Source organism: Pseudomonas sp. P5_A12 (genome assembly GCF_056400685.1).
The window spans coordinates 52651-70922 of the sequence record NZ_JBFUKU010000001.1 but is presented as its reverse complement, the minus strand read 5'-3'; the positions used below and the strand labels follow the sequence as shown (position 1 = coordinate 70922).

The 18272-nt window shown below is 58.8% G+C and carries 20 protein-coding genes; 11 read left to right on the top strand and 9 right to left on the bottom strand.

Features of this window, described 5'->3' with window-relative positions:
• The first annotated feature begins 35 nt into the window (after window positions 1-35).
• The 6 genes from AC1DSG_RS00290 to AC1DSG_RS00265 all read left to right on the top strand — a co-directional run bounded on the left by AC1DSG_RS00290 (window position 36) and on the right by AC1DSG_RS00265 (window position 5867).
• Window positions 36-1169: a branched-chain amino acid ABC transporter substrate-binding protein gene (locus AC1DSG_RS00290; RefSeq protein WP_310351617.1), complete on the top strand. Its 1134-nt coding sequence runs from the start codon at window positions 36-38 to the stop codon at window positions 1167-1169.
• Between the two features lie 243 nt (window positions 1170-1412).
• Window positions 1413-2327, top strand: coding sequence for an ABC transporter permease subunit (locus AC1DSG_RS00285; protein WP_007947537.1), 915 nt, complete (start codon window positions 1413-1415; stop codon window positions 2325-2327).
• A gap of 3 nt (window positions 2328-2330) precedes the next feature.
• A complete protein-coding gene (livM, locus tag AC1DSG_RS00280; RefSeq protein WP_477789086.1) occupies window positions 2331-3614 on the top strand; it encodes a high-affinity branched-chain amino acid ABC transporter permease LivM in 1284 nt (427 codons plus the stop codon).
• On the top strand, window positions 3611-4483 hold the full coding sequence (locus tag AC1DSG_RS00275; RefSeq protein WP_007947539.1) for an ABC transporter ATP-binding protein: 873 nt from the start codon (window positions 3611-3613) through the stop codon (window positions 4481-4483). The genes livM and AC1DSG_RS00275 overlap by 4 nt, the downstream gene beginning before the upstream one ends.
• The gene (locus tag AC1DSG_RS00270) at window positions 4480-5196 is read left to right on the top strand and encodes an ABC transporter ATP-binding protein (protein ID WP_477789085.1); all 717 of its coding nucleotides are present in this window, start codon (window positions 4480-4482) and stop codon (window positions 5194-5196) included. Before AC1DSG_RS00275 ends, AC1DSG_RS00270 begins: the two co-directional genes overlap by 4 nt.
• 365 nt (window positions 5197-5561) lie before the next feature.
• On the top strand, window positions 5562-5867 hold the full coding sequence (locus AC1DSG_RS00265) for an HdeA/HdeB family chaperone (RefSeq protein WP_477789084.1): 306 nt from the start codon (window positions 5562-5564) through the stop codon (window positions 5865-5867).
• Window positions 5868-5987: 120 nt separating this feature from the next.
• Here AC1DSG_RS00265 and AC1DSG_RS00260 read toward each other — a convergent pair whose 3' ends face one another.
• Complete coding sequence (locus AC1DSG_RS00260) at window positions 5988-6221, bottom strand: hypothetical protein (protein ID WP_477789083.1); 234 nt, start codon at window positions 6219-6221, stop codon at window positions 5988-5990.
• Window positions 6222-6804: 583 nt separating this feature from the next.
• Here AC1DSG_RS00260 and AC1DSG_RS00255 point away from each other — a divergent pair.
• On the top strand, window positions 6805-7569 hold the full coding sequence (locus tag AC1DSG_RS00255) for an SDR family oxidoreductase (RefSeq protein WP_477789082.1): 765 nt from the start codon (window positions 6805-6807) through the stop codon (window positions 7567-7569).
• 82 nt (window positions 7570-7651) lie between these two features.
• On the opposite strand, the gene AC1DSG_RS00250 is transcribed toward AC1DSG_RS00255, so the two are convergent.
• From AC1DSG_RS00250 to AC1DSG_RS00220, 7 genes are all read right to left on the bottom strand, one after another.
• The gene (locus tag AC1DSG_RS00250) at window positions 7652-8779 is read right to left on the bottom strand and encodes an AGE family epimerase/isomerase (RefSeq protein WP_477789081.1); all 1128 of its coding nucleotides are present in this window, start codon (window positions 8777-8779) and stop codon (window positions 7652-7654) included.
• A gap of 170 nt (window positions 8780-8949) precedes the next feature.
• Complete coding sequence (locus tag AC1DSG_RS00245; RefSeq protein ID WP_477789080.1) at window positions 8950-9522, bottom strand: HupE/UreJ family protein; 573 nt, start codon at window positions 9520-9522, stop codon at window positions 8950-8952.
• Window positions 9523-9551: 29 nt separating this feature from the next.
• Window positions 9552-10166 carry an urease accessory protein UreG gene (ureG, locus tag AC1DSG_RS00240; RefSeq protein WP_007947546.1) on the bottom strand — a complete coding sequence of 205 codons (615 nt, stop codon included), beginning with the start codon at window positions 10164-10166 and terminating at the stop codon, window positions 9552-9554.
• A gap of 23 nt (window positions 10167-10189) precedes the next feature.
• On the bottom strand, window positions 10190-10864 hold the full coding sequence (locus AC1DSG_RS00235; RefSeq protein ID WP_477789079.1) for an urease accessory protein UreF: 675 nt from the start codon (window positions 10862-10864) through the stop codon (window positions 10190-10192).
• Complete coding sequence (gene ureE, locus AC1DSG_RS00230; RefSeq protein WP_477789078.1) at window positions 10861-11361, bottom strand: urease accessory protein UreE; 501 nt, start codon at window positions 11359-11361, stop codon at window positions 10861-10863. The genes AC1DSG_RS00235 and ureE overlap by 4 nt, the downstream gene beginning before the upstream one ends.
• A gap of 165 nt (window positions 11362-11526) precedes the next feature.
• On the bottom strand, window positions 11527-12159 hold the full coding sequence (locus AC1DSG_RS00225) for a TetR family transcriptional regulator (RefSeq protein WP_477789077.1): 633 nt from the start codon (window positions 12157-12159) through the stop codon (window positions 11527-11529).
• Between the two features lie 157 nt (window positions 12160-12316).
• Entirely contained in the window at window positions 12317-12619 is a 303-nt protein-coding gene (locus tag AC1DSG_RS00220) for a hypothetical protein (RefSeq protein WP_477789076.1), read from the bottom strand.
• A gap of 387 nt (window positions 12620-13006) precedes the next feature.
• Here AC1DSG_RS00220 and AC1DSG_RS00215 point away from each other — a divergent pair, with 387 nt between their 5' ends.
• Complete coding sequence (locus AC1DSG_RS00215; RefSeq protein WP_477789075.1) at window positions 13007-15082, top strand: AsmA family protein; 2076 nt, start codon at window positions 13007-13009, stop codon at window positions 15080-15082.
• 128 nt (window positions 15083-15210) lie between these two features.
• Here AC1DSG_RS00215 and AC1DSG_RS00210 read toward each other — a convergent pair whose 3' ends face one another.
• Entirely contained in the window at window positions 15211-16110 is a 900-nt protein-coding gene (locus AC1DSG_RS00210; protein ID WP_477789074.1) for a LysR substrate-binding domain-containing protein, read from the bottom strand.
• A 120-nt stretch (window positions 16111-16230) separates the two neighbouring features.
• On the opposite strand from AC1DSG_RS00210, the gene AC1DSG_RS00205 reads away from it, so the two are divergent.
• The 3 genes from AC1DSG_RS00205 to AC1DSG_RS00195 all read left to right on the top strand — a co-directional run bounded on the left by AC1DSG_RS00205 (window position 16231) and on the right by AC1DSG_RS00195 (window position 18173).
• On the top strand, window positions 16231-16869 hold the full coding sequence (locus AC1DSG_RS00205; protein ID WP_477789073.1) for an FMN-dependent NADH-azoreductase: 639 nt from the start codon (window positions 16231-16233) through the stop codon (window positions 16867-16869).
• Entirely contained in the window at window positions 16870-17175 is a 306-nt protein-coding gene (locus tag AC1DSG_RS00200) for a DMT family transporter (RefSeq protein WP_477789072.1), read from the top strand.
• A 107-nt stretch (window positions 17176-17282) separates the two neighbouring features.
• Window positions 17283-18173, top strand: a complete 891-nt coding sequence (locus tag AC1DSG_RS00195; RefSeq protein ID WP_477789071.1) for an esterase/lipase family protein — start codon at window positions 17283-17285, stop codon at window positions 18171-18173.
• Window positions 18174-18272 lie beyond the last annotated feature (99 nt).

The following is an 18272-nucleotide window of genomic DNA, read 5'->3' as shown; positions in this document are numbered from 1 at the left end:
GTGCCAACTAAAAAAAAACCTTGGAGCACCACCTCATGTCCCAGACGTTTTACAAGAAAGGCTTTCTGGCCCTCGCAGTGGCAGCTGCGTTGGGTGTTTCTGCGTTTGCACAAGCTGATGTGAAAATCGGTGTGGCGGGTCCGATGACAGGCGCCAACGCAGCATTTGGCGAGCAGTACATGAAGGGTGCACAGGCTGCAGCAGACGCAGTCAACGCGTCGGGTGGCGTAAACGGGGAAAAAATCGTACTGGTCAAGGGCGATGACGCCTGCGAACCGAAACAGGCTGTGACGGTCGCCAAGGACCTGACCAACCAGAAAGTCGCTGGCGTGGTCGGTCACTTCTGCTCCTCGTCGACCATCCCGGCATCCGAGATCTACGACGAAGCGGGCATCATCGCAATCACCCCGGGTTCCACCAACCCGGCCGTTACCGAGCGTGGCCTGAGCGCCATGTTCCGTATGTGCGGGCGCGATGACCAGCAAGGCATCGTGGCCGGTGACTACATCGTCGACGTGCTCAAGGGCAAGAAAGTTGTCGTGCTGCACGACAAGGACACCTACGGCCAAGGCCTGGCAGATGCCACCAAGGCTCAACTGGTCAAGCGCGGCGTAACACCAGTGCTGTATGAAGGCCTGACCCGTGGCGAAAAAGACTTCAGCACCATCGTGACCAAAATTCGCGGCGCTGGCGCCGATGTCGTCTACTTCGGTGGCCTGCACCCGGAAGCCGGTCCTCTGGTTCGTCAACTGCGTGAACAAGGTCTGAAAGACGTCAAATTCATGTCCGATGACGGCATCGTGACCGACGAACTGGTGACCACCGCTGGCGGTCCGCAATTCGTCGACGGCGTGCTGATGACCTTCGGCGCCGACCCACGCCTGCTGCCAGAAAGCAAGGCCGTGGTAGACGCATTCCGCAAGGCCGGTACCGAGCCTGAAGGCTACACCCTGTACGCTTACGCTTCGGTACAGGCGCTGGCTGCAGCCTTCAATGGCGCCAAGTCCAACAAGGGCGAAGAAGCGGCTGCGTGGCTGAAGAAAAACCCGGTCAAAACCGTCATGGGCGAGAAGACCTGGGACGGCAAGGGCGACCTGAAAGTGTCCGACTACGTGGTTTACCAGTGGGACAAGGACGGCAAATACCACCAGCTGGAAAAACAGAAGTAAGGGCTGACTCGATCAGCTGACCCCCACAGTTGCTCTATGTGGGAGCGAGCCTGCTCGCGATGACGGACTGAAAGGCGACAACTTTGTCGAATGTTCATCCGCTATCGCTGGCAAGCCAGCTCCTACAGGGGGCGGTGGTGGCCTGACTGATCGTGTCTGAAATCGCTCCGACGTACATCTGTATTTTTCTAGAAGAACCGCACACCCACAGGTGTGCAGGTTCTCATTGCGTGAGATTGCGTTATGGATGGTATTTTCCTGCAGCAACTGGTCAACGGCCTGACCCTCGGGTCGGTCTATGGCCTGATCGCCATCGGCTACACAATGGTCTATGGCATCATCGGCATGATCAACTTCGCCCACGGCGAGGTTTACATGATTTCTGCTTACCTGGCGGCAATCAGTCTGGCTCTGCTGGCTTACTTCGGTATCGAATCTTTCCCGCTGCTGATGCTCGGCACATTGATCTTCACCATCGTCGTCACGGCGGTGTATGGCTGGGTCATCGAGCGCGTCGCCTACAAACCCCTGCGTAACTCCACCCGACTTGCACCGCTGATCAGCGCCATCGGTATTTCGCTGATCCTGCAAAACTATGCACAGATCGCCCAGGGTGCGAAGCAACAGGGTGTTCCCACCTTGCTGACGGGTGCCTGGCGCGTCGATATCGGCTCGGGTTTTGTGCAGTTGACCTACACCAAGGTCTTCATCCTGGTCGCAGCGTTTGCCGGGATGGCCCTGCTCACCTACATCATCAAGTACACCAAGCTCGGCCGCATGTGCCGCGCCACCCAGCAAGACCGCAAGATGGCTTCGATCCTGGGGATCAATACCGATCGGGTGATTTCCTACGTGTTCATCATCGGTGCGGCGATGGCGGCCCTGGCCGGCGTGCTGATCACCATGAACTACGGCACATTCGACTTCTATGCCGGCTTCATCATCGGGATCAAGGCGTTCACCGCTGCTGTACTCGGCGGGATCGGCTCTCTGCCTGGGGCGATGCTTGGCGGGATCATTCTCGGGATTTCCGAGTCGCTGTTTTCCGGTCTGGTCAACTCCGACTACAAAGACGTTTTCAGCTTCTCGTTGCTGGTTCTCGTTCTGGTCTTTCGGCCTCAAGGCCTGCTCGGCCGTCCTCTTGTGTCGAAGGTGTAAGCGATGTCTTCAACCACTAAAAAAACCATTGATATCAAAAAAAGTCTGGTTGACGCGATTCTTGCCGGCCTCATTGCCCTGATCGTGTTCGGGCCGATAGTCGGTGTCGTACTCGATGGCTACGGTTTCAACCTGGAAACGACCCGAGTGGCCTGGATTGTTGCCATCGTCATGGCCGGTCGCTTCGCCCTGAGCCTGTTCCTGCAAACCCCCAAGGGCCTGAGAATCCTCGAAGGGTTTGAAACCACCGGCTCCGGGGTTCATGTGCTGCCGCCCGATTACAAATCCCGGTTGCGCTGGATCATCCCGCTGATGATCGTCATTGCCGTGGTGTTTCCGTTTTTCTCCAACTCCTACCTGTTGGGCGTGGTCATCCTTGGGTTGATCTACGTGCTGCTAGGTTTGGGCCTGAACATCGTGGTCGGCCTGGCCGGCCTGCTCGACCTGGGTTACGTGGCGTTCTACGCCATCGGCGCCTATGGCCTGGCGCTTGGTTACCAGTATCTCGGCCTGGGCTTCTGGACGGTGCTGCCGCTGGCGGCAATTACCGCCGGTCTTGCCGGCTGCATCCTCGGCTTCCCGGTGTTGCGTCTGCACGRTGACTACCTGGCGATCGTGACCCTGGGCTTCGGTGAAATCATCCGCTTGATCCTCAACAACTGGCTGTCGTTTACCGGTGGTCCGAACGGCATGGCGGCCCCGCTGCCAACGTTCTTCGGTCTGGAATTCGGCAAGCGGGCGAAAGACGGTGGCGTGCCATTCCACGAGTACTTCGGCATCGCCTACAACCCGGACGTGAAGTATTACTTCATTTACGCCGTGTTGTTCATGGTTGTGCTGGCCGTGTTGTACATCAAGCATCGCTTGACCCGCATGCCCGTCGGCCGGGCCTGGGAAGCCTTGCGTGAAGACGAAATCGCCTGCCGCTCCATGGGCCTGAACCACGTGCTGGTGAAGCTCTCTGCGTTCACCATCGGCGCATCGACGGCAGGCCTGGCTGGCGTGTTCTTTGCCACCTACCAGGGTTTCGTCAACCCGACGTCGTTTACCTTCTTCGAATCGGCCCTGATCCTTGCCATCGTGGTACTCGGCGGCATGGGCTCGACCATCGGCGTGGTGATTGCAGCCTTCGTGCTGACTGTCGCCCCGGAACTGCTGCGAGGCTTCGCGGAATACCGCGTACTGCTGTTCGGCATCCTGATGGTGTTGATGATGATCTGGCGACCGCGCGGCCTGATTCGGATCAGCCGTACCGGTGTGACCCCGCGTAAAGGAGTAGCGCCATGAGCGAAGTCGTACTCTCGGTCGAGAAGCTGATGATGCACTTTGGCGGCATCAAGGCGCTGAGCGATGTCAGCCTGAAAGTGCACCGCAACTCGATCTTCGCCCTGATCGGCCCCAACGGCGCCGGCAAGACCACGGTGTTCAACTGCCTGACCGGGTTCTACAAGGCCTCGGGCGGCAAGATCGAACTCAACATCCGTGGGCAACAGACCAACGTCATCAAATTACTGGGCGAATCGTTCAAACCGACCGATTTCGTTTCGCCGAAATCCTTCGCCAGTCGGCTGTTCTACAAGGCATTCGGCGGCACCCACCTGGTGAACCGTGCCGGTTTGGCGCGGACCTTCCAGAACATTCGCCTGTTCAAGGAAATGTCGGTGCTGGAAAACCTGCTGGTGGCCCAGCACATGTGGGTCAACCGCAGCATGCTGGCGGGCATCCTCAATACCAAGGGCTACCGCAAGGCTGAAAGCGATGCACTGGACCACGCCTTCTACTGGCTGGAAGTGGTGGACCTGGTGGATTGCGCCAACCGCCTGGCCGGTGAACTGTCCTACGGCCAACAGCGCCGTCTGGAAATTGCCCGGGCCATGTGTACCCGTCCGCAGATCATCTGCCTCGACGAACCGGCCGCCGGCCTCAACCCTCAGGAAACCGAAGCGCTGAGCGCGATGATCCGGCTGCTGCGTGACGAGCACGATCTGACCGTGGTGCTGATCGAACACGACATGGGCATGGTAATGAGTATTTCCGACCACATCGTGGTGCTGGACCACGGCATCGTCATCGCCGAGGGCGGTCCCGACGCTATCCGTAACGACCCGAAAGTGATTGCAGCCTACCTGGGTGCTGACGAGGAGGAAGTGGTATGACGCAACCCATCCTCGAACTCAAGGAACTGGATGTGTTTTACGGGCCGATCCAGGCCCTGAAGAAAGTCTCTCTGCACATCAATGAAGGTGAAACGGTCAGCCTGATCGGCTCCAACGGTGCGGGCAAGTCGACCCTGCTGATGTCGATCTTCGGCCAGCCACGCGCGGCTGACGGGCAGATCATCTATCAGGGCGTGGACATTACGCACAAGTCATCGCACTACATCGCGTCCAATGGCATCGCACAATCGCCGGAAGGCCGGCGGGTGTTCCCCGACATGACCGTCGAGGAAAACCTGCTGATGGGCACCATTCCCATCGGTGACAAGTACGCCAAGGAAGACATGCAACGCATGTTCGAGTTGTTCCCGCGACTTGAAGAGCGGCGCACCCAGCGGGCGATGACCATGTCCGGTGGCGAACAGCAAATGCTCGCCATCGCACGTGCGTTGATGAGCCGGCCCAAGTTGCTGTTGCTTGACGAGCCGAGCCTGGGGTTGGCGCCGATTGTGGTGAAACAGATCTTCGCGACCCTGCGGGAGCTGGCCAAGACCGGCATGACGATCTTCCTGGTGGAGCAGAACGCCAACCACGCCCTCAGGTTGTCGGACCGGGCGTACGTGATGGTCAACGGTGAGATTCGCCTCACAGGCACCGGCAAGGAGCTGCTGGTGAATGAAGAAGTGCGTAACGCTTATCTCGGCGGTCATTGAGTCTGCGTTGTTAAACAAAAGCCCTGGCGCGCAATCGCCGGGGTTTTTTTATGTGGAAAGAGAAGTATTGGTTGAGTTTCAAGTGTTCAGGCGCTGGTCCGCGCAAATCTGATATCAGAGAGTTAAATTATAAACTGGCTATAATTCACTGTAAAAAGTTGCAATATTAATTGCAACCGCTATTGGTTGTTGTAGGTGCCATAGTTATGTACTAAAAATAGACTTGACACTGCGGGAAAGCGTCTATACTTACCCGGCGTGTGCTTGTAATAACGCTACGCTTAAGTTCTTTTTTAGCGCAAATCAATGCATGATATGGCCTCTTATATAGAGAGGTGTTATCCAAGTCTGTGGAGACGCTTAAAATGACTCATAGGTTTTTTTGCAAAATGGCCCTTGCTAGCGTGATGCTCGCATCCGTCAGCGGTGTTTATGCCGCGTCGGCTAATCCCGATGATATGACGTGCAAGGAGTTCCTTGTAACGCCTCCGCTATCCCAGGCCACAATTGCACTATGGTATTCAGTCGACGAAAATATCAATTCAAATGGGGGGTCGTTCACTAAAGAAAAACTTAAAACAGAAATTCTTCCTGAATATGTAAAGCGGTGTACAAAGAACCCAGAGAAAAAAGTTTCCAGTTTTACAGAGGAAATTAAGAAACTGTTCTGAGTGATGTCGTCTAAACCTGAGGCGCTTGTCGGTGTTTTAATGCCGGCGAGCGTTATTACCGTTTTGAGTTCGGTTAGTTGGACGGACAGAGTTGGTTGAGCTTTTTCGCTGGCCTGGTTCTCAAGCAATCGATTGCTGGCCAGCGATATCCCCCATGAAGCCTTCGTCATCCCGGATGTAATCAGGATGGCGGATGTAAATCGCCTCCTGATCGATTCCCAATTCATCACCATTCCCTGTAGGGCAACCGACTGGCTCAGGGGAGCGCCGCGTGCTTTCTTGAAATTGTGGAAAACAATATTCACAAGCTCTCAAAGCGCGACATAAAGCCGCTGTAAATAGTTGTTTTTTCACTGTTTTGACTTGTCCCCGTTTGCTGTGGAGCTGGCTGTGAATAACGTGGGAGTAGCTGGCTAGACGCCTTTAAATACGTGGCTTGCAGCGATGTGGTTGTTTTTTGATCAGGTGTTTTTGCAGGGCTGGAGGATGGCGTTGTCAACCTTTTTATTGGAGGCCAAAGGAGGGTGAAAGGGGCAGGATAGGCCTGTGGATAAGTCTGTGGTTAAACTCTGGAAAGACTCGGCTAAGGGCCGTCGTTACTGGCTTGGCGCCATCGCTGGGTTGCTGGTGCAATCGTGCAAAATGCCTTGGGCTACACCGCGAGCCTGCGAGGGTCAAGCGAAAAACTTTCCAAACTCCTCGCAAAGCCTTGTACACAGCGGCCTCCAGCATTTCCACTTGCCCCCGGAAACTGTGGACCGGCCTGTGGATAACGTGCGCGTACATGGCTGTAAGCCACGGGGCGTATGGTGTTAACAGGGTTGGTTGTTTTTTGCACAGCATCTTGTGATGGTTGCCGCTGTGAGCAAGGCCGGGCATGCTGCCAGCTGACTTTCTATTCCAAGGGCTGCCCGTCAGCCGAAGCAAGGAGAACACGATGTCCAACACCCTGTTTATTACCGGCGCGACCTCCGGTTTTGGTGAAGCCTGTGCCCGTCGCTTTGCCGAGGCTGGCTGGAAACTGGTGCTGACAGGCCGTCGTGAAGAGCGCCTCAATGCCCTGTGCGCCGAGTTGTCGAAGCAGACCGAGGTGCATGGCCTGGTGCTCGACGTGCGTGATCGCAAAGCCATGGAGGAGGCGATTGCCAACCTGCCACCGTCCTTCGCCAAGCTGCGCGGGCTGATCAACAACGCCGGCCTGGCACTCGGTGTGGACCCGGCACCGAAGTGCGATCTCGACGATTGGGACACCATGGTTGATACCAACATCAAAGGCCTGATGTACAGCACCCGTTTGCTGCTGCCGCGCCTGATTGCCCATGGCCGTGGCGCCGGCATCGTTAACCTCGGCTCCATCGCCGGCAATTATCCGTACCCGGGCAGCCACGTGTATGGGGCGAGCAAGGCATTCGTTAAACAGTTTTCGCTGAACCTGCGTTGCGACCTGCAAGGCACAGGCGTGCGTGTCAGCAACATCGAGCCGGGCTTGTGTGAAAGCGAGTTCTCGCTGGTGCGTTTCGCCGGTGACCAGGAGCGTTACAACGCGACGTACGCGGGGGCTGAGCCGATCCAGCCGCAAGACATCGCCGAGACCATTTTCTGGGTGCTAAACGCGCCGGCGCACATCAACATCAACAGCCTTGAGTTGATGCCGGTGAGTCAGACCTGGGCTGGTTTTTCTATCGAACGTAAATCAGTGTAACGGCCATTCGCGAGCAGGCTCGCTYCCACAGGGATTGCGCTGAACTGTGGRAGCGAGCCTGCTCGCGAAAGCTATTTGTCAGTTAGCCGAGATAATCGGCCAGCCCGCGATAGCAGGTTGCCAAGTGATAAGGCGTCGTCGACGGCATGTCCTTGCGGCTGACCTCGCCTTGTTCATCGCGACACTCATACCAACCGCCCGCATGCAGAAAGCGCTGCTGTAGCGCCTGAAGCTGGCGCTGCACAGAAGCCTCGCTGTTTGGCCGCAAGGTCAGGGCGCGCAGGTATTCAGCCTGAGCCCATATGCGCTGGGTGGCATCTTTTGCAGCACCATCCAGATCAAGCATCGCCGCAACCGCACCGGTTTGTGGATCAACACCCAGTTGCTCGGTGAGCGCAAACGCACGCTCAAGCGAAACATGCAGCGTTGAGTCGCGCAGCAACGGCGAAGACTCCAGCAGGAAATACCACTCGAACTGATGCCCCGGTTCAAACCAGTTATCCACAGCTCCTAGCGGTTTCTCCATCAACACGCTCTGTTGCGGGTCGATGAAGCGCTTTTGCATGGCTGTGCATAACGCAACGAGCGCGCGCTGCACGGCGATGTCTTCGCGCACCGACAATGTGGCGAGGAAGGCTTCGGCCAAGTGCATCAGGGGATTTTGCAGCGGCCCTGAGTCGAGCGATGACCAGTCACGGTCCAGGCTGGCTTCGTACAGGCCGTCGCCTGTCGCGAATTGCTGAGCGATCACTTCCAGCGCTGCATTGAGCACCGATTCCACCAGCGGCTCGCGAACCTTGTCCCAGTAATGGGCGCAGGCGAACAGGATGAACGCGTGGGTGTAGAGGTCTTTGCGCTGATCGAGTGGCGCGCCTTGCGGGTCGATGCTGTAGTGCCAGCCGCCGTGCTCGGCATCATGGAAGTTCTGCTGCAGGGAACGGAACAACGCGGCGGCACGTTCTTCGGCGCCCGGCACCTGGCCGATCAGGCTGGAAAACAGATACAGCTGCCGTGCGCAGGCCATGGCCCGGTAGCGTTGAGGCGCCAGCGGTTGATGTTCCGCGTCCAGTGCTTCATAGGGCAGTGCCATGTCGGCATTCCAGCCGGGTCCTTGCCAGAGCGGCACGATCACGTCCTGGAAGTGCTGTTGCACCGAGGCGAACAGGGCGGTCAATTCAGGCAGGGAGGCGGAGCGGGAAACAGGCGGCATTGGCTGGCGTCGTCACGGCAGGGTTGATTGCGCGACATGTTAGCAGAGTGAGCGCTTTGATCGTTCCCACGCTCAGCGTGGGAATGCCTCATCGGACGCTCCGCGTTTGGCTCTTGGGACGCAGAGCGTCCCGGGCTGCATTCCCACGCAGAGCGTGGGAACGATCAAAATCAGCCGGCCAACAACCACACGCCAGTTGCCGCCGACGCCGCACCCACCAGTCGAACCAACGGCGCCGCCGCTCGAGGTAGCACACGAACAACCGCATAACCCAACCCATGCAACGCCGCCGTCGCCGCCACAAACCCGGCCGCATACGCCCAAGGGCTCGACATGTCCGGCAACTCCAACCCGTGCGCCACACCATGGAACAGTGCAAACAGCGCCGTCGTCCCCATAGCCACGCTCAAAGGCGGACGTACCGCCAGCGCCACCGCCAGGCCCAGCGCGAGCACCGAAGCCGCAATCCCGCCTTCCAAAGCCGGCAGGTTCAGCCCTTCAAACCCCAGCAACCCGCCGATCAGCATGGTGCCGACAAACGTGCACGGCAGCGCCCAACGCGCGGTGCCTTTTTGCTGTGCCGCCCACAGGCCGACCGCAACCATGGCCAGCAAGTGATCGAGGCCGCCAAGCGGGTGGCTGATACCGGCGATCAAGCCGTTGTCGCCATGACCCGGATGGGCGAAAGCGATGGCCGGAGTAAGTAGCAGGGCCACGGCGCCCAGTATGCGTTTCAGTGTCATGGGTAAGCTTCCTTGTTGATAAGTCGTGATCAGGCCGCTGTCAGCAGGCCCTGGCGTTCGATGAAGGCGATGATTTCCTCCAGTCCGAGACCGGTTTTCTGGTTGCTGAAGACAAACGGTTTGCCGTTGCGCATACGCTTGGTGTCGCTGTCCATCATCTCCAGCGATGCCCCTACCAGCGGTGCGAGGTCGACCTTGTTGATCACCAACAAATCGGATTTACAGATGCCGGGACCGCCCTTACGCGGCAGTTTGTCGCCGGCGGAAACGTCGATCACGTAGATGGTCAGGTCGGATAATTCCGGGCTGAACGTCGCTGACAGATTGTCGCCTCCGGACTCCACCAGAATCAGGTCCAGCCCAGGAAAACGGCGGTTCAGTTGATCCACGGCTTCGAGATTGATCGAGGCGTCTTCGCGGATGGCCGTGTGCGGGCAGCCGCCGGTTTCCACACCGATGATTCGCTCGGGCGCCAGGGCTTCGTTGCGTACCAGAAAGTCGGCGTCTTCGCGGGTGTAGATGTCGTTGGTGACGACGGCGAGGTTGTAGCGCTCGCGCAGGGCCAGGCACAGGGCCAACGTCAGAGCGGTTTTACCGGAGCCGACCGGGCCGCCGATGCCGACGCGCAGGGGTTGTGTGTTCATGTGGTTCTCCAAATTAAAAGGCCCTAGGAACGGAACAGACGGCTGTACTGGCGCTCATGGGCCATGCAAGCCAAGGACAGGCCAAACGCGACGCTGCCATAGTGTTCGGGGTTGATTCGGCTGGCGTCTTGCTGCACTTGTTGCAGCAGCGGCAGCAGTTCGCTGGTCAGGCGTTGCGCGGCTTGCTGGCCCAGCGGCAAGGTTTTCATCAGCACCGCCAATTGGTTTTCCAGCCAGCTCCAGAGCCACGCGGCCAACGCATCCTGCGGACTGATCCCCCAAGCTCGGGCGGCCAGCGCCCAGCCGAGGGCCAAGTGCGGTTCAGGGCGTTGATCGAGGAAGGCGCGGGCGGGCGCATCCAGCTCTGGTAAGCCATTGAGCAGTTGCTGCAACGAATAACCCATCTGGCGGCTTTCCTGGTGCAGCTCGCGGGTTTCCCGACTGGCGCGATGTTCTTCGCAGCGTTGCAGCAACTCGGCCCAGTTTTCATCAAAGGCAGCTACGCAATGGGCGAGCAACAGCGGCGCTTCGAACCTTGCCAGGTTCAGCAGCAATTGATCGCTGATCCAGCGTCGTGCGCTGTCCGAATCGCACACTCGACCGTTTTCCACGGCCATTTCCAGGCCTTGGGAATAGCTGTAGCCGCCAATCGGCAATTGCGGGCTGGCCAGGCGCAGCAGCGCCCAGGCCGGGTTCATAAACGGACGCCGAACTGATGCAGTTTCGGCGGGTAGTTGAAGTCTTCGTCGCCGTGCCGCGAATGGTGATGGCCGCCACCGTAGGCACCGTGTTCCGGCTGGAACGGGGCTTCGATGTTTTCGACCTTGGCCTCCAGCTGTTCGAGCATGGCTTTGAGCACGTAGTCGTCGAGCAGGCGTAGCCAGCCATCACCGATCTGCAGGGCGACATGACGGTTGCCCAAGTGATACGCGGCACGTGTCAGTTCGAAGGCATTGGCACAGGTGACGTGCAGTAACTGTTCGGGGCGGGCGCAGACACGCACGATGCGTCCGTCTTCGGCTTGCAGGCATTCGCCGTCATACAGAGGCGGCTGCCCGCGCTCCAAAAACAACCCGACGTCTTCACCTTCGGCACTGAAACAGCGCAAACGGCTTTTACTCCGGGCCTCGAAGGTCAGGAGCAATTCGGCGGCCCAGACGGGTCGAGGGTCGATTCTGCGATGAATCACCAGCATCGGAAGGCTTCCAGCAATGGACAATGCTCAGGCTAGAGCAAGGGGCTTGCCAATCGGGCGATATGTAGGAAATGCCTGTCGGAGCTTAGCGGGGGAATTGGTGTGTTGCAGGATTTTGGATCAGTTTGGTGCATGTGGATTTTCCATGCACCAATGTGGGATTTGCTACTCGGTGCTGCCCAAACCTTGCCAATGTTTGAGGCCGATAAAGATGAAGCGCAGTTGCTGAGTGATCTTCGCCTGAGGCGTCAAATGCTCGGGGAGCGCCTCGGCCGGCGGGTCAATAATGTCGGGAAGGGTCGCGAACACACTTTTAACGATCAGATCAGCCATCACACTCAAGTCAGCGATGCCGAGGTGTTGCAGCTTGGGCATCAAGGACAAGTCAGCCGCCAAATCGGAGCTGATGTCTTCACGCAATCGCCCAATCGCCAGCCGTACCGGCAAAGATCCGCCGTACTGCTCGCGGGCAAGAAACAGAAACTGCGAGCGATTGGCGCTGACCACGTCGAGAAAGATCCGCACCGACGCATCAATGATGCCGCCCATGACGAATTCGTTGTGGCGCACCAGGCGAATGGTTTCGCGGAAGGTCTGACCGACTTCGCACACCAGCGCCAGGCCCAGTTCATCCATATCGGTGAAATGTCGGTAGAAACCGGTGGGTACGATGCCGGCGGTTTTGGCAACTTCGCGCAGGCTGAGGCTGCCGAATCCTCGGCCGCATTCCATCAGATGGCGAGCAGCGTCCATCAGGGCGTTGCGGGTTTGTTGTTTCTGTTCGGCGCGGGGCAGCATCGCAAGGGTGTTTTCTGGACAGGACAGCGGCGCACTCTAGCAAATCGGCTTCGCTGGCGTCGAACGACTATCGGGGGATCAGGCGGGGAAATGCAGCGCTCTATAAGTCAAAAGCCCAATCCGGGGATTGGGCTTATTCTCAGGGCGGCCATAGGGCTTAGCTCGTAGCGCTGTTGCGTTCGATCACACGGTCACCACCGCCTTCGGCAAGGGTTTGACCTTGTGGGGTACGGTCGGAACCGCCTTCAGCGAGAGTCTGGCCTTGTGGAGTACGGTCAGAGCCGTCTGCGGCCAGGGTTTGGCCTTGTGGAGTACGATCGGAACCGTCTGCAGCGACGGTTTGGCTGAACACCGAGTGGCTGTCTTTGATTTGCGGAGTTGCCTGATCAGGGGCTGGCAGAGCGAATGCAGTGCTGGCTAGCATCGAGAGGGTCAGGCTAAGCAGTAGTTGGCGTTTCATGATGGGTTGCTCCTTGGGGGGGCGATAAAGTGGGTACGAGGGCAATGCTACTCTCGAAAAATCGATATCAAAGTTCATAAACGCAATGGTAATAATCAACGGAATTGATTGTTCTGCTGCAAGCCTCTAAAACGGGCGTTTTCAGCGAGTATTTTTGCCCTGGAACGGGTAGTTTCGACTCGCTCGCGCCGCACAAAAGTGCGGGTCGGTAACGCTGCCTGAAGTGACCAAGGTGCCCCCGACCGATTATTTGAACGTTAATGGGCGTTTCGGTTAAACCTGCACGCTTTTTCCCAGTCCTAGGTGTCATGCCAGGTCGGTTTTGGCCTAACGTTTCACACGTGCGTCGCAGTAGGGGCGCGCAGTCGTACTAAGGAGTCCTGTGCAATGACGCGCACCCCAAAAATCTTTGCCTGGGCCTTTTCCAGCCTGGTTGTTCTGCTGGCAGTACTCGTTTTGATCATCGTGTTTTTCGACTGGAACCGGATCAAACCCACGATCAACACCAAAGTCTCCGAAGAGCTGCACCGTCCGTTCGCCATCAATGGCAACCTCGCGGTGATCTGGCAGCGCGAGCCTGACGAGGGCGGCTGGCGGGCCTGGGTGCCATGGCCGCATGTGGTGGCCGAAGACTTGAGCCTGGGCAACCCGGACTGGTTGAAGCAACCGCAGATGGTCACCCTCAAACGCGTAGAGCTGCGAATTTCGCCGCTGGCCTTGCTGGCTCAGCGAGTGGTGATCCCGCGCATCGACCTGACCGAACCGAACGCCGACCTTCAGCGTCTGGCTGATGGCCGCGCCAACTGGACATTCAAATTCGATCCGAAAGACCCCGACGCCGAACCGTCGAACTGGGTGGTCGACATTGGAGCCATTGGCTTCGACAAGGGCCATGTCATCCTTGACGATCAGAACCTGAAGACTCAACTCGACATACTCATCGACCCGCTGGGCAAACCGATTCCGTTCAGCGACATCGTCGGTGAAAAAGCGGCGAAAACCGCGCTGGAAAAGAGTGGTGCGCCACAGGATTACGCATTCGCCCTCAAGGTCAAAGGCCAATACCACGGGCAGAAACTTGAAGGCTCCGGCAAGATCGGCGGGTTGTTGGCGCTGCAGGACGCGACCAAGCCGTTTCCGCTGCAAGCCCAGGTGAAAATTGCCGATACCAGCGTCGAGCTGGCCGGCATCCTGACCGATCCCCTGAACCTTGGCGCGCTGGACTTGAGGCTGAAACTGGCCGGCACCAGCCTGGGTAATCTCTATCCGCTGACCGGTGTGATACTGCCGGATACGTCGCCGTACTCAACCGACGGGCACTTGATTGCCAAGCTGCATGAGCCCAGCGGCGCGGTGTTCCGCTATGAAGCGTTCAACGGCAAGATCGGCGAGAGTGACATTCACGGCAGCCTGACTTACGTCGCCAGTCAGCCAAGACCGAAACTCAGTGGTTCATTACTTTCCGAGCAACTGTTGTTCGCTGACCTGGCGCCGCTGATCGGCGCCGACTCCAATGCCAAGCAACAGGCCCGTGGCGGCGACAGCAAGCAGCCGGCGGACAAAGTGTTGCCGGTCGAGGAGTTCAAGACTGAACGCTGGCGTGCCATGGACGCGGATGTCGAATTCACCGGTAAGCGCATCATCCACAGCGAAAGACTGCCGATCAACGACCTGTTTACGCACTTGGTACTGACCGACGGCGTGCTCAGCCTCGAACCCCTGCGCTTTGGTGTGGCGGGCGGCAATCTGGAGGCGCAGATTCGCTTGAATGGCCGGACCGAACCACTGGAGGGTCAAGCCAAACTTACCGCGCGCAAATTCAAGCTCAAGCAACTGTTCCCGACTTTTGAACCCATGAAGACCAGTTTCGGCGAACTCAATGGCGATGCCGATATTTCGGGACGCGGCAACTCGGTGGCCAAGCTGTTGGGCAGCGCCAACGGCACTCTGAAAATGCTCATCAACGACGGCGCAATCAGCCGCGAGTTGATGGAACTGGCCGGGCTCAATGTCGGTAACTATGTGGTCGGCAAAATTTTTGGCGACAAGGAAGTGAAGATCAATTGCGCGGCGGCCGATTTCGATATCAAGACCGGGCTGGCGACCACGCGCCTGTTCGTCTTCGATACCGAGAATGCGATCGTCTACATCGATGGCACCGTGAATATGGCAACCGAACAACTGGACCTGACCATCACGCCGGAGTCGAAGGGCTGGCGCTTGATTTCACTGCGCTCGCCACTGTACGTGCGGGGCAAGTTCATCAAGCCGGATGCCGGTGTGAAAGCCGTGCCGCTGATGCTGCGCGGGGCGGGGATGGTGGCGTTGGGCGTGATTGCGGCGCCGGCGGCGGGTTTGCTGGCGCTGATAGCGCCCAGTGGTGGTGAGCCGAATCAATGTGCACCGTTGCTGGAGCAGATGAAGGCGGGGAAGGCGCCGGTGACAGTCAAACCCACTAAGTGACTGCGGCGTCTATAAAGACGCCATCGCGGGTAAGTCGAACCGTCGCACCGCCGCTCTCACAGGTGCCGCGCTGTTCTTGTGGGAGCGGGCTTGCCCGCGAGGGCGGTGTGTCAGGCGCAACAAATCTTTCAGAGTGTATGCCCGGACAGCAAAGCCTCCTCACGCAACCACGCAAAAAATGCCCGGACCGGCGGATGTCGCTCGCGCCCCGGCACGCACAACGCGCTATAGCCGGCGCCATCGACCTGAATCTCGCCGCGATAAGGCGCCAGCAAACCGCTGGCCACGCTTTCCGACGCCAGAATATTGCTCGCCAGCACCAGGCCTTGACCGGCGATAGCCGCTTGCAAGGCGTAATGCTCCTCGTCGTATTCCCGGACCGCCAGTGTGCCCGCCAACCATGACTCGCCTGACTGCGCGCACCAGGCCTCCCAGCCGTGGGCGTACAGCTTGGAGTTGTGCCAGTGCACGCTGATCAGCGTCGGCGTGTGAGTGGCGGCCAGCGCGACTTGCTCGGGCGAGCCATACACCCCGAAGGTCTCATCGAACAGGCACTGCCCATACAGGTTCGGGTAGGTGTCGAGGCTGTAGCGCAGCACCAGATCGACACTGGCGTCCTGATGCAAATCGATGACTTCGCAATGGGTGTCCAGGCGCAGGCTGATGGTGGGGTGGCGCGCGTAAAAGCGCCCAAGGCGCGGCACCAGCCACAAGGCCGCGAACGCTGCGGTGGTGGAGATCGTCAGGTTGGCGCCACTGCGTTGCGGGCGCAGGGTGTCGACGCTTTGTGCCACGTCCAGAAAGGCGCCGTGYAGGCTGTGAAATAACCGCTCCCCGCCCTCGGTCAGGCGCACTTGCCGTGGCAAACGCTCGAACAGTGGCACGCCGAGCCAGGTTTCCAGTGAGCGAATCTGATGCGATACCGCCGTCGGCGTCACCGAGAGTTCTTCGGCTGCAGCCTTGAAGCTCAACAGGCGCGAGGCGGATTCGAACGCGCGCAGGGCGGTCAGCGGCAGTGAGGCAAACATTCAATTCTCCATGGATGAAATGAATTCATCCCGACTGATTTCTGCTCATTTGAAGCGCTTGGCTGGGAGCTTCAAGCTGCAAGCCACAAGCCGTTTGAGTTTAATCCCAAGGAGATTCAGATGAGTACAATTCTTGCCGTTCACGCCAGCCCCCGTGGCGATCGCTCCCACTCACGCCGTTTGGCCGAAGTGTTTTTTGCAGCCTGGCGAGCCCGAAATCCGCAGTCCACATTGACTCGCCGCGAAGTCGGGCGGGCGCTGATTCCACCGGTCAACGAAGCTTTCGTGGCCGCCGCGTTTTACTCCGAACCCGATGCGCGACCGCTGTCGATGCAGGCGGATCTGGCCTTCAGCGATGAGTTGGTGGGCGAGTTGCTCGGACATGATCTGCTGGTGATTTCCACGCCGATGCACAACTTCAGCGTACCCAGCGGCCTCAAGGCCTGGATCGATCAGATTGTGCGGCTCGGGCTGACGTTCAATCACACCCTGGACAATGGCGTGGCCCAATACGAACCGCTGGTACAGGGCAAAAAAGCCTTGATAGTCACCAGTCGCGGCGGCTTCGGTTTCGGTCCCGGTGGTGCGCTGGAAGCCATGAACCATGCCGATCCGTTGCTGCGCACCGCACTGGGATTCATCGGTATCACCGACATCACCGTAGTGGCCGCCGAGGGCGAGGAGTCCGAGGCGCGTACGTTCCAGATCTCCGCCGCCGAGGCCGAGCAGCGCCTATTGGCGCTGGCCAGGGAGTTCTAAATGGCCTGGCTGTTTCTGCTGATCGCCGCCGGGTTTGAAGTCACCTTTGCCATGGGCATGAAATACGCCGAAGGCTTCACCCGGCTCTGGCCGTCGCTGATCACCGTGATCGCCGCCGTGGGCGGGATTTATTTCCTGACCCTGGCCATGCGCGAGCTGCCGGTGAGCATCGCTTACCCGATCTGGACCGCCATCGGTTCACTGGGCACGGTGTTTCTGGGGTTTGCGCTGCTGGGCGAAAGCCTGACGGCGATCAAACTGGTGTCGGTGGGGTTGATCGTGGCGGGGGTGGTTGGGCTCAAGTAGGGCGGATGTCATAGACTGGTTGTCGAGTTGTCATCTTCGGTGACGATGCTTGGCTGAGGTCTTGCATCCAGCCTGCTTTGTCTCACCGATCACAAGGACGTTCGCCCATGTCGCAAGGCTCTGCTACGCGTTACCCGCTGGTGTTGGTCCCGGGGATGCTCGGGTTTATCCGTCTTGTGCTCTATCCCTACTGGTACGGCATCGTCCCGGCCTTGCGCCAGGGGGGGGCGACCGTGTTTGCAGTGCAGGTCTCGCCGCTCAACTCCAGTGAAGTGTGCGGTGAACAACTGTTGGCGCGGATCGAGGAAATCCTGCGCGAGACCGGGGCCGGGAAGGTCAACCTGTTAGGCCACAGCCAGGGTTCGCTCACTGCCCGTTACGCGGCGGCCAAACGCCCGGACCTCGTGGCGTCGGTGACCTCGGTGGCCGGGCCGAATCACGGCTCGGAACTGGCTGATTACCTGCACAAACACTATCCGCATGACAGCGCCAAAGGGCGGTTGCTGAGCTTTCTGTTATGGATAATCGCCGCGTTGATGAGCCTGCTCGAAACCGGTTATCGCGGGCCGAAGCTGCCAGTGAATATCCATGCGTCCCATCATTCACTCACCACCGAAGGCGTGGCGCTGTTCAATCAGCGTTATCCACAGGGCCTGCCTGAGACTTGGGGCGGGCACGGGCCGGAGGAGGTTAACGGCGTGCGCTATTACTCGTGGTCCGGGACCTTGCAGCCGGGCAAGACGGATAGCGGGCGCAACCTGTTTGACGGGACGAATCGCAGTTGCCGGCTGTTTGCCAAAACCTTTGTGAACGAAGTCGGGCATTGTGACGGGATGGTCGGGCGGTACAGCTCGCACCTGGGCACGGTGATTGGCGACGACTATCCGCTGGATCACTTCGACATCGTCAATCAGTCGCTGGGATTGGTCGGGAAGGGCGCTGAGCCGATTCGCTTGTTTGTCGAACATGCCGCCCGATTGAAAGCCGCTGGCGTTTAACCTCCATACCGAGTCATCGTTCTTCGTGAGCAAGCTTGCTCCTACAGTGACCGTGCTCCCCCTGTAGGAGCGGCGGTGCGGCGAGCGGTCTTGCCCGCG

Coding starts and splice junctions, on each gene's coding strand:
- AC1DSG_RS00290 (WP_310351617.1), top strand. CDS start 36: ATGTCCCAGACGTTTTACAAGAAAGGCTTTCTGGCCCTCGCAGTGGCA.
- AC1DSG_RS00285 (WP_007947537.1), top strand. CDS start 1,413: ATGGATGGTATTTTCCTGCAGCAACTGGTCAACGGCCTGACCCTCGGG.
- AC1DSG_RS00275 (WP_007947539.1), top strand. CDS start 3,611: ATGAGCGAAGTCGTACTCTCGGTCGAGAAGCTGATGATGCACTTTGGC.
- AC1DSG_RS00270 (WP_477789085.1), top strand. CDS start 4,480: ATGACGCAACCCATCCTCGAACTCAAGGAACTGGATGTGTTTTACGGG.
- AC1DSG_RS00265 (WP_477789084.1), top strand. CDS start 5,562: ATGACTCATAGGTTTTTTTGCAAAATGGCCCTTGCTAGCGTGATGCTC.
- AC1DSG_RS00255 (WP_477789082.1), top strand. CDS start 6,805: ATGTCCAACACCCTGTTTATTACCGGCGCGACCTCCGGTTTTGGTGAA.
- AC1DSG_RS00250 (WP_477789081.1), bottom strand. CDS start 8,779: ATGCCGCCTGTTTCCCGCTCCGCCTCCCTGCCTGAATTGACCGCCCTG.
- AC1DSG_RS00245 (WP_477789080.1), bottom strand. CDS start 9,522: ATGACACTGAAACGCATACTGGGCGCCGTGGCCCTGCTACTTACTCCG.
- ureG (WP_007947546.1), bottom strand. CDS start 10,166: ATGAACACACAACCCCTGCGCGTCGGCATCGGCGGCCCGGTCGGCTCC.
- AC1DSG_RS00235 (WP_477789079.1), bottom strand. CDS start 10,864: ATGAACCCGGCCTGGGCGCTGCTGCGCCTGGCCAGCCCGCAATTGCCG.
- ureE (WP_477789078.1), bottom strand. CDS start 11,361: ATGCTGGTGATTCATCGCAGAATCGACCCTCGACCCGTCTGGGCCGCC.
- AC1DSG_RS00225 (WP_477789077.1), bottom strand. CDS start 12,159: ATGCTGCCCCGCGCCGAACAGAAACAACAAACCCGCAACGCCCTGATG.
- AC1DSG_RS00220 (WP_477789076.1), bottom strand. CDS start 12,619: ATGAAACGCCAACTACTGCTTAGCCTGACCCTCTCGATGCTAGCCAGC.
- AC1DSG_RS00215 (WP_477789075.1), top strand. CDS start 13,007: ATGACGCGCACCCCAAAAATCTTTGCCTGGGCCTTTTCCAGCCTGGTT.
- AC1DSG_RS00205 (WP_477789073.1), top strand. CDS start 16,231: ATGAGTACAATTCTTGCCGTTCACGCCAGCCCCCGTGGCGATCGCTCC.
- AC1DSG_RS00200 (WP_477789072.1), top strand. CDS start 16,870: ATGGCCTGGCTGTTTCTGCTGATCGCCGCCGGGTTTGAAGTCACCTTT.
- AC1DSG_RS00195 (WP_477789071.1), top strand. CDS start 17,283: ATGTCGCAAGGCTCTGCTACGCGTTACCCGCTGGTGTTGGTCCCGGGG.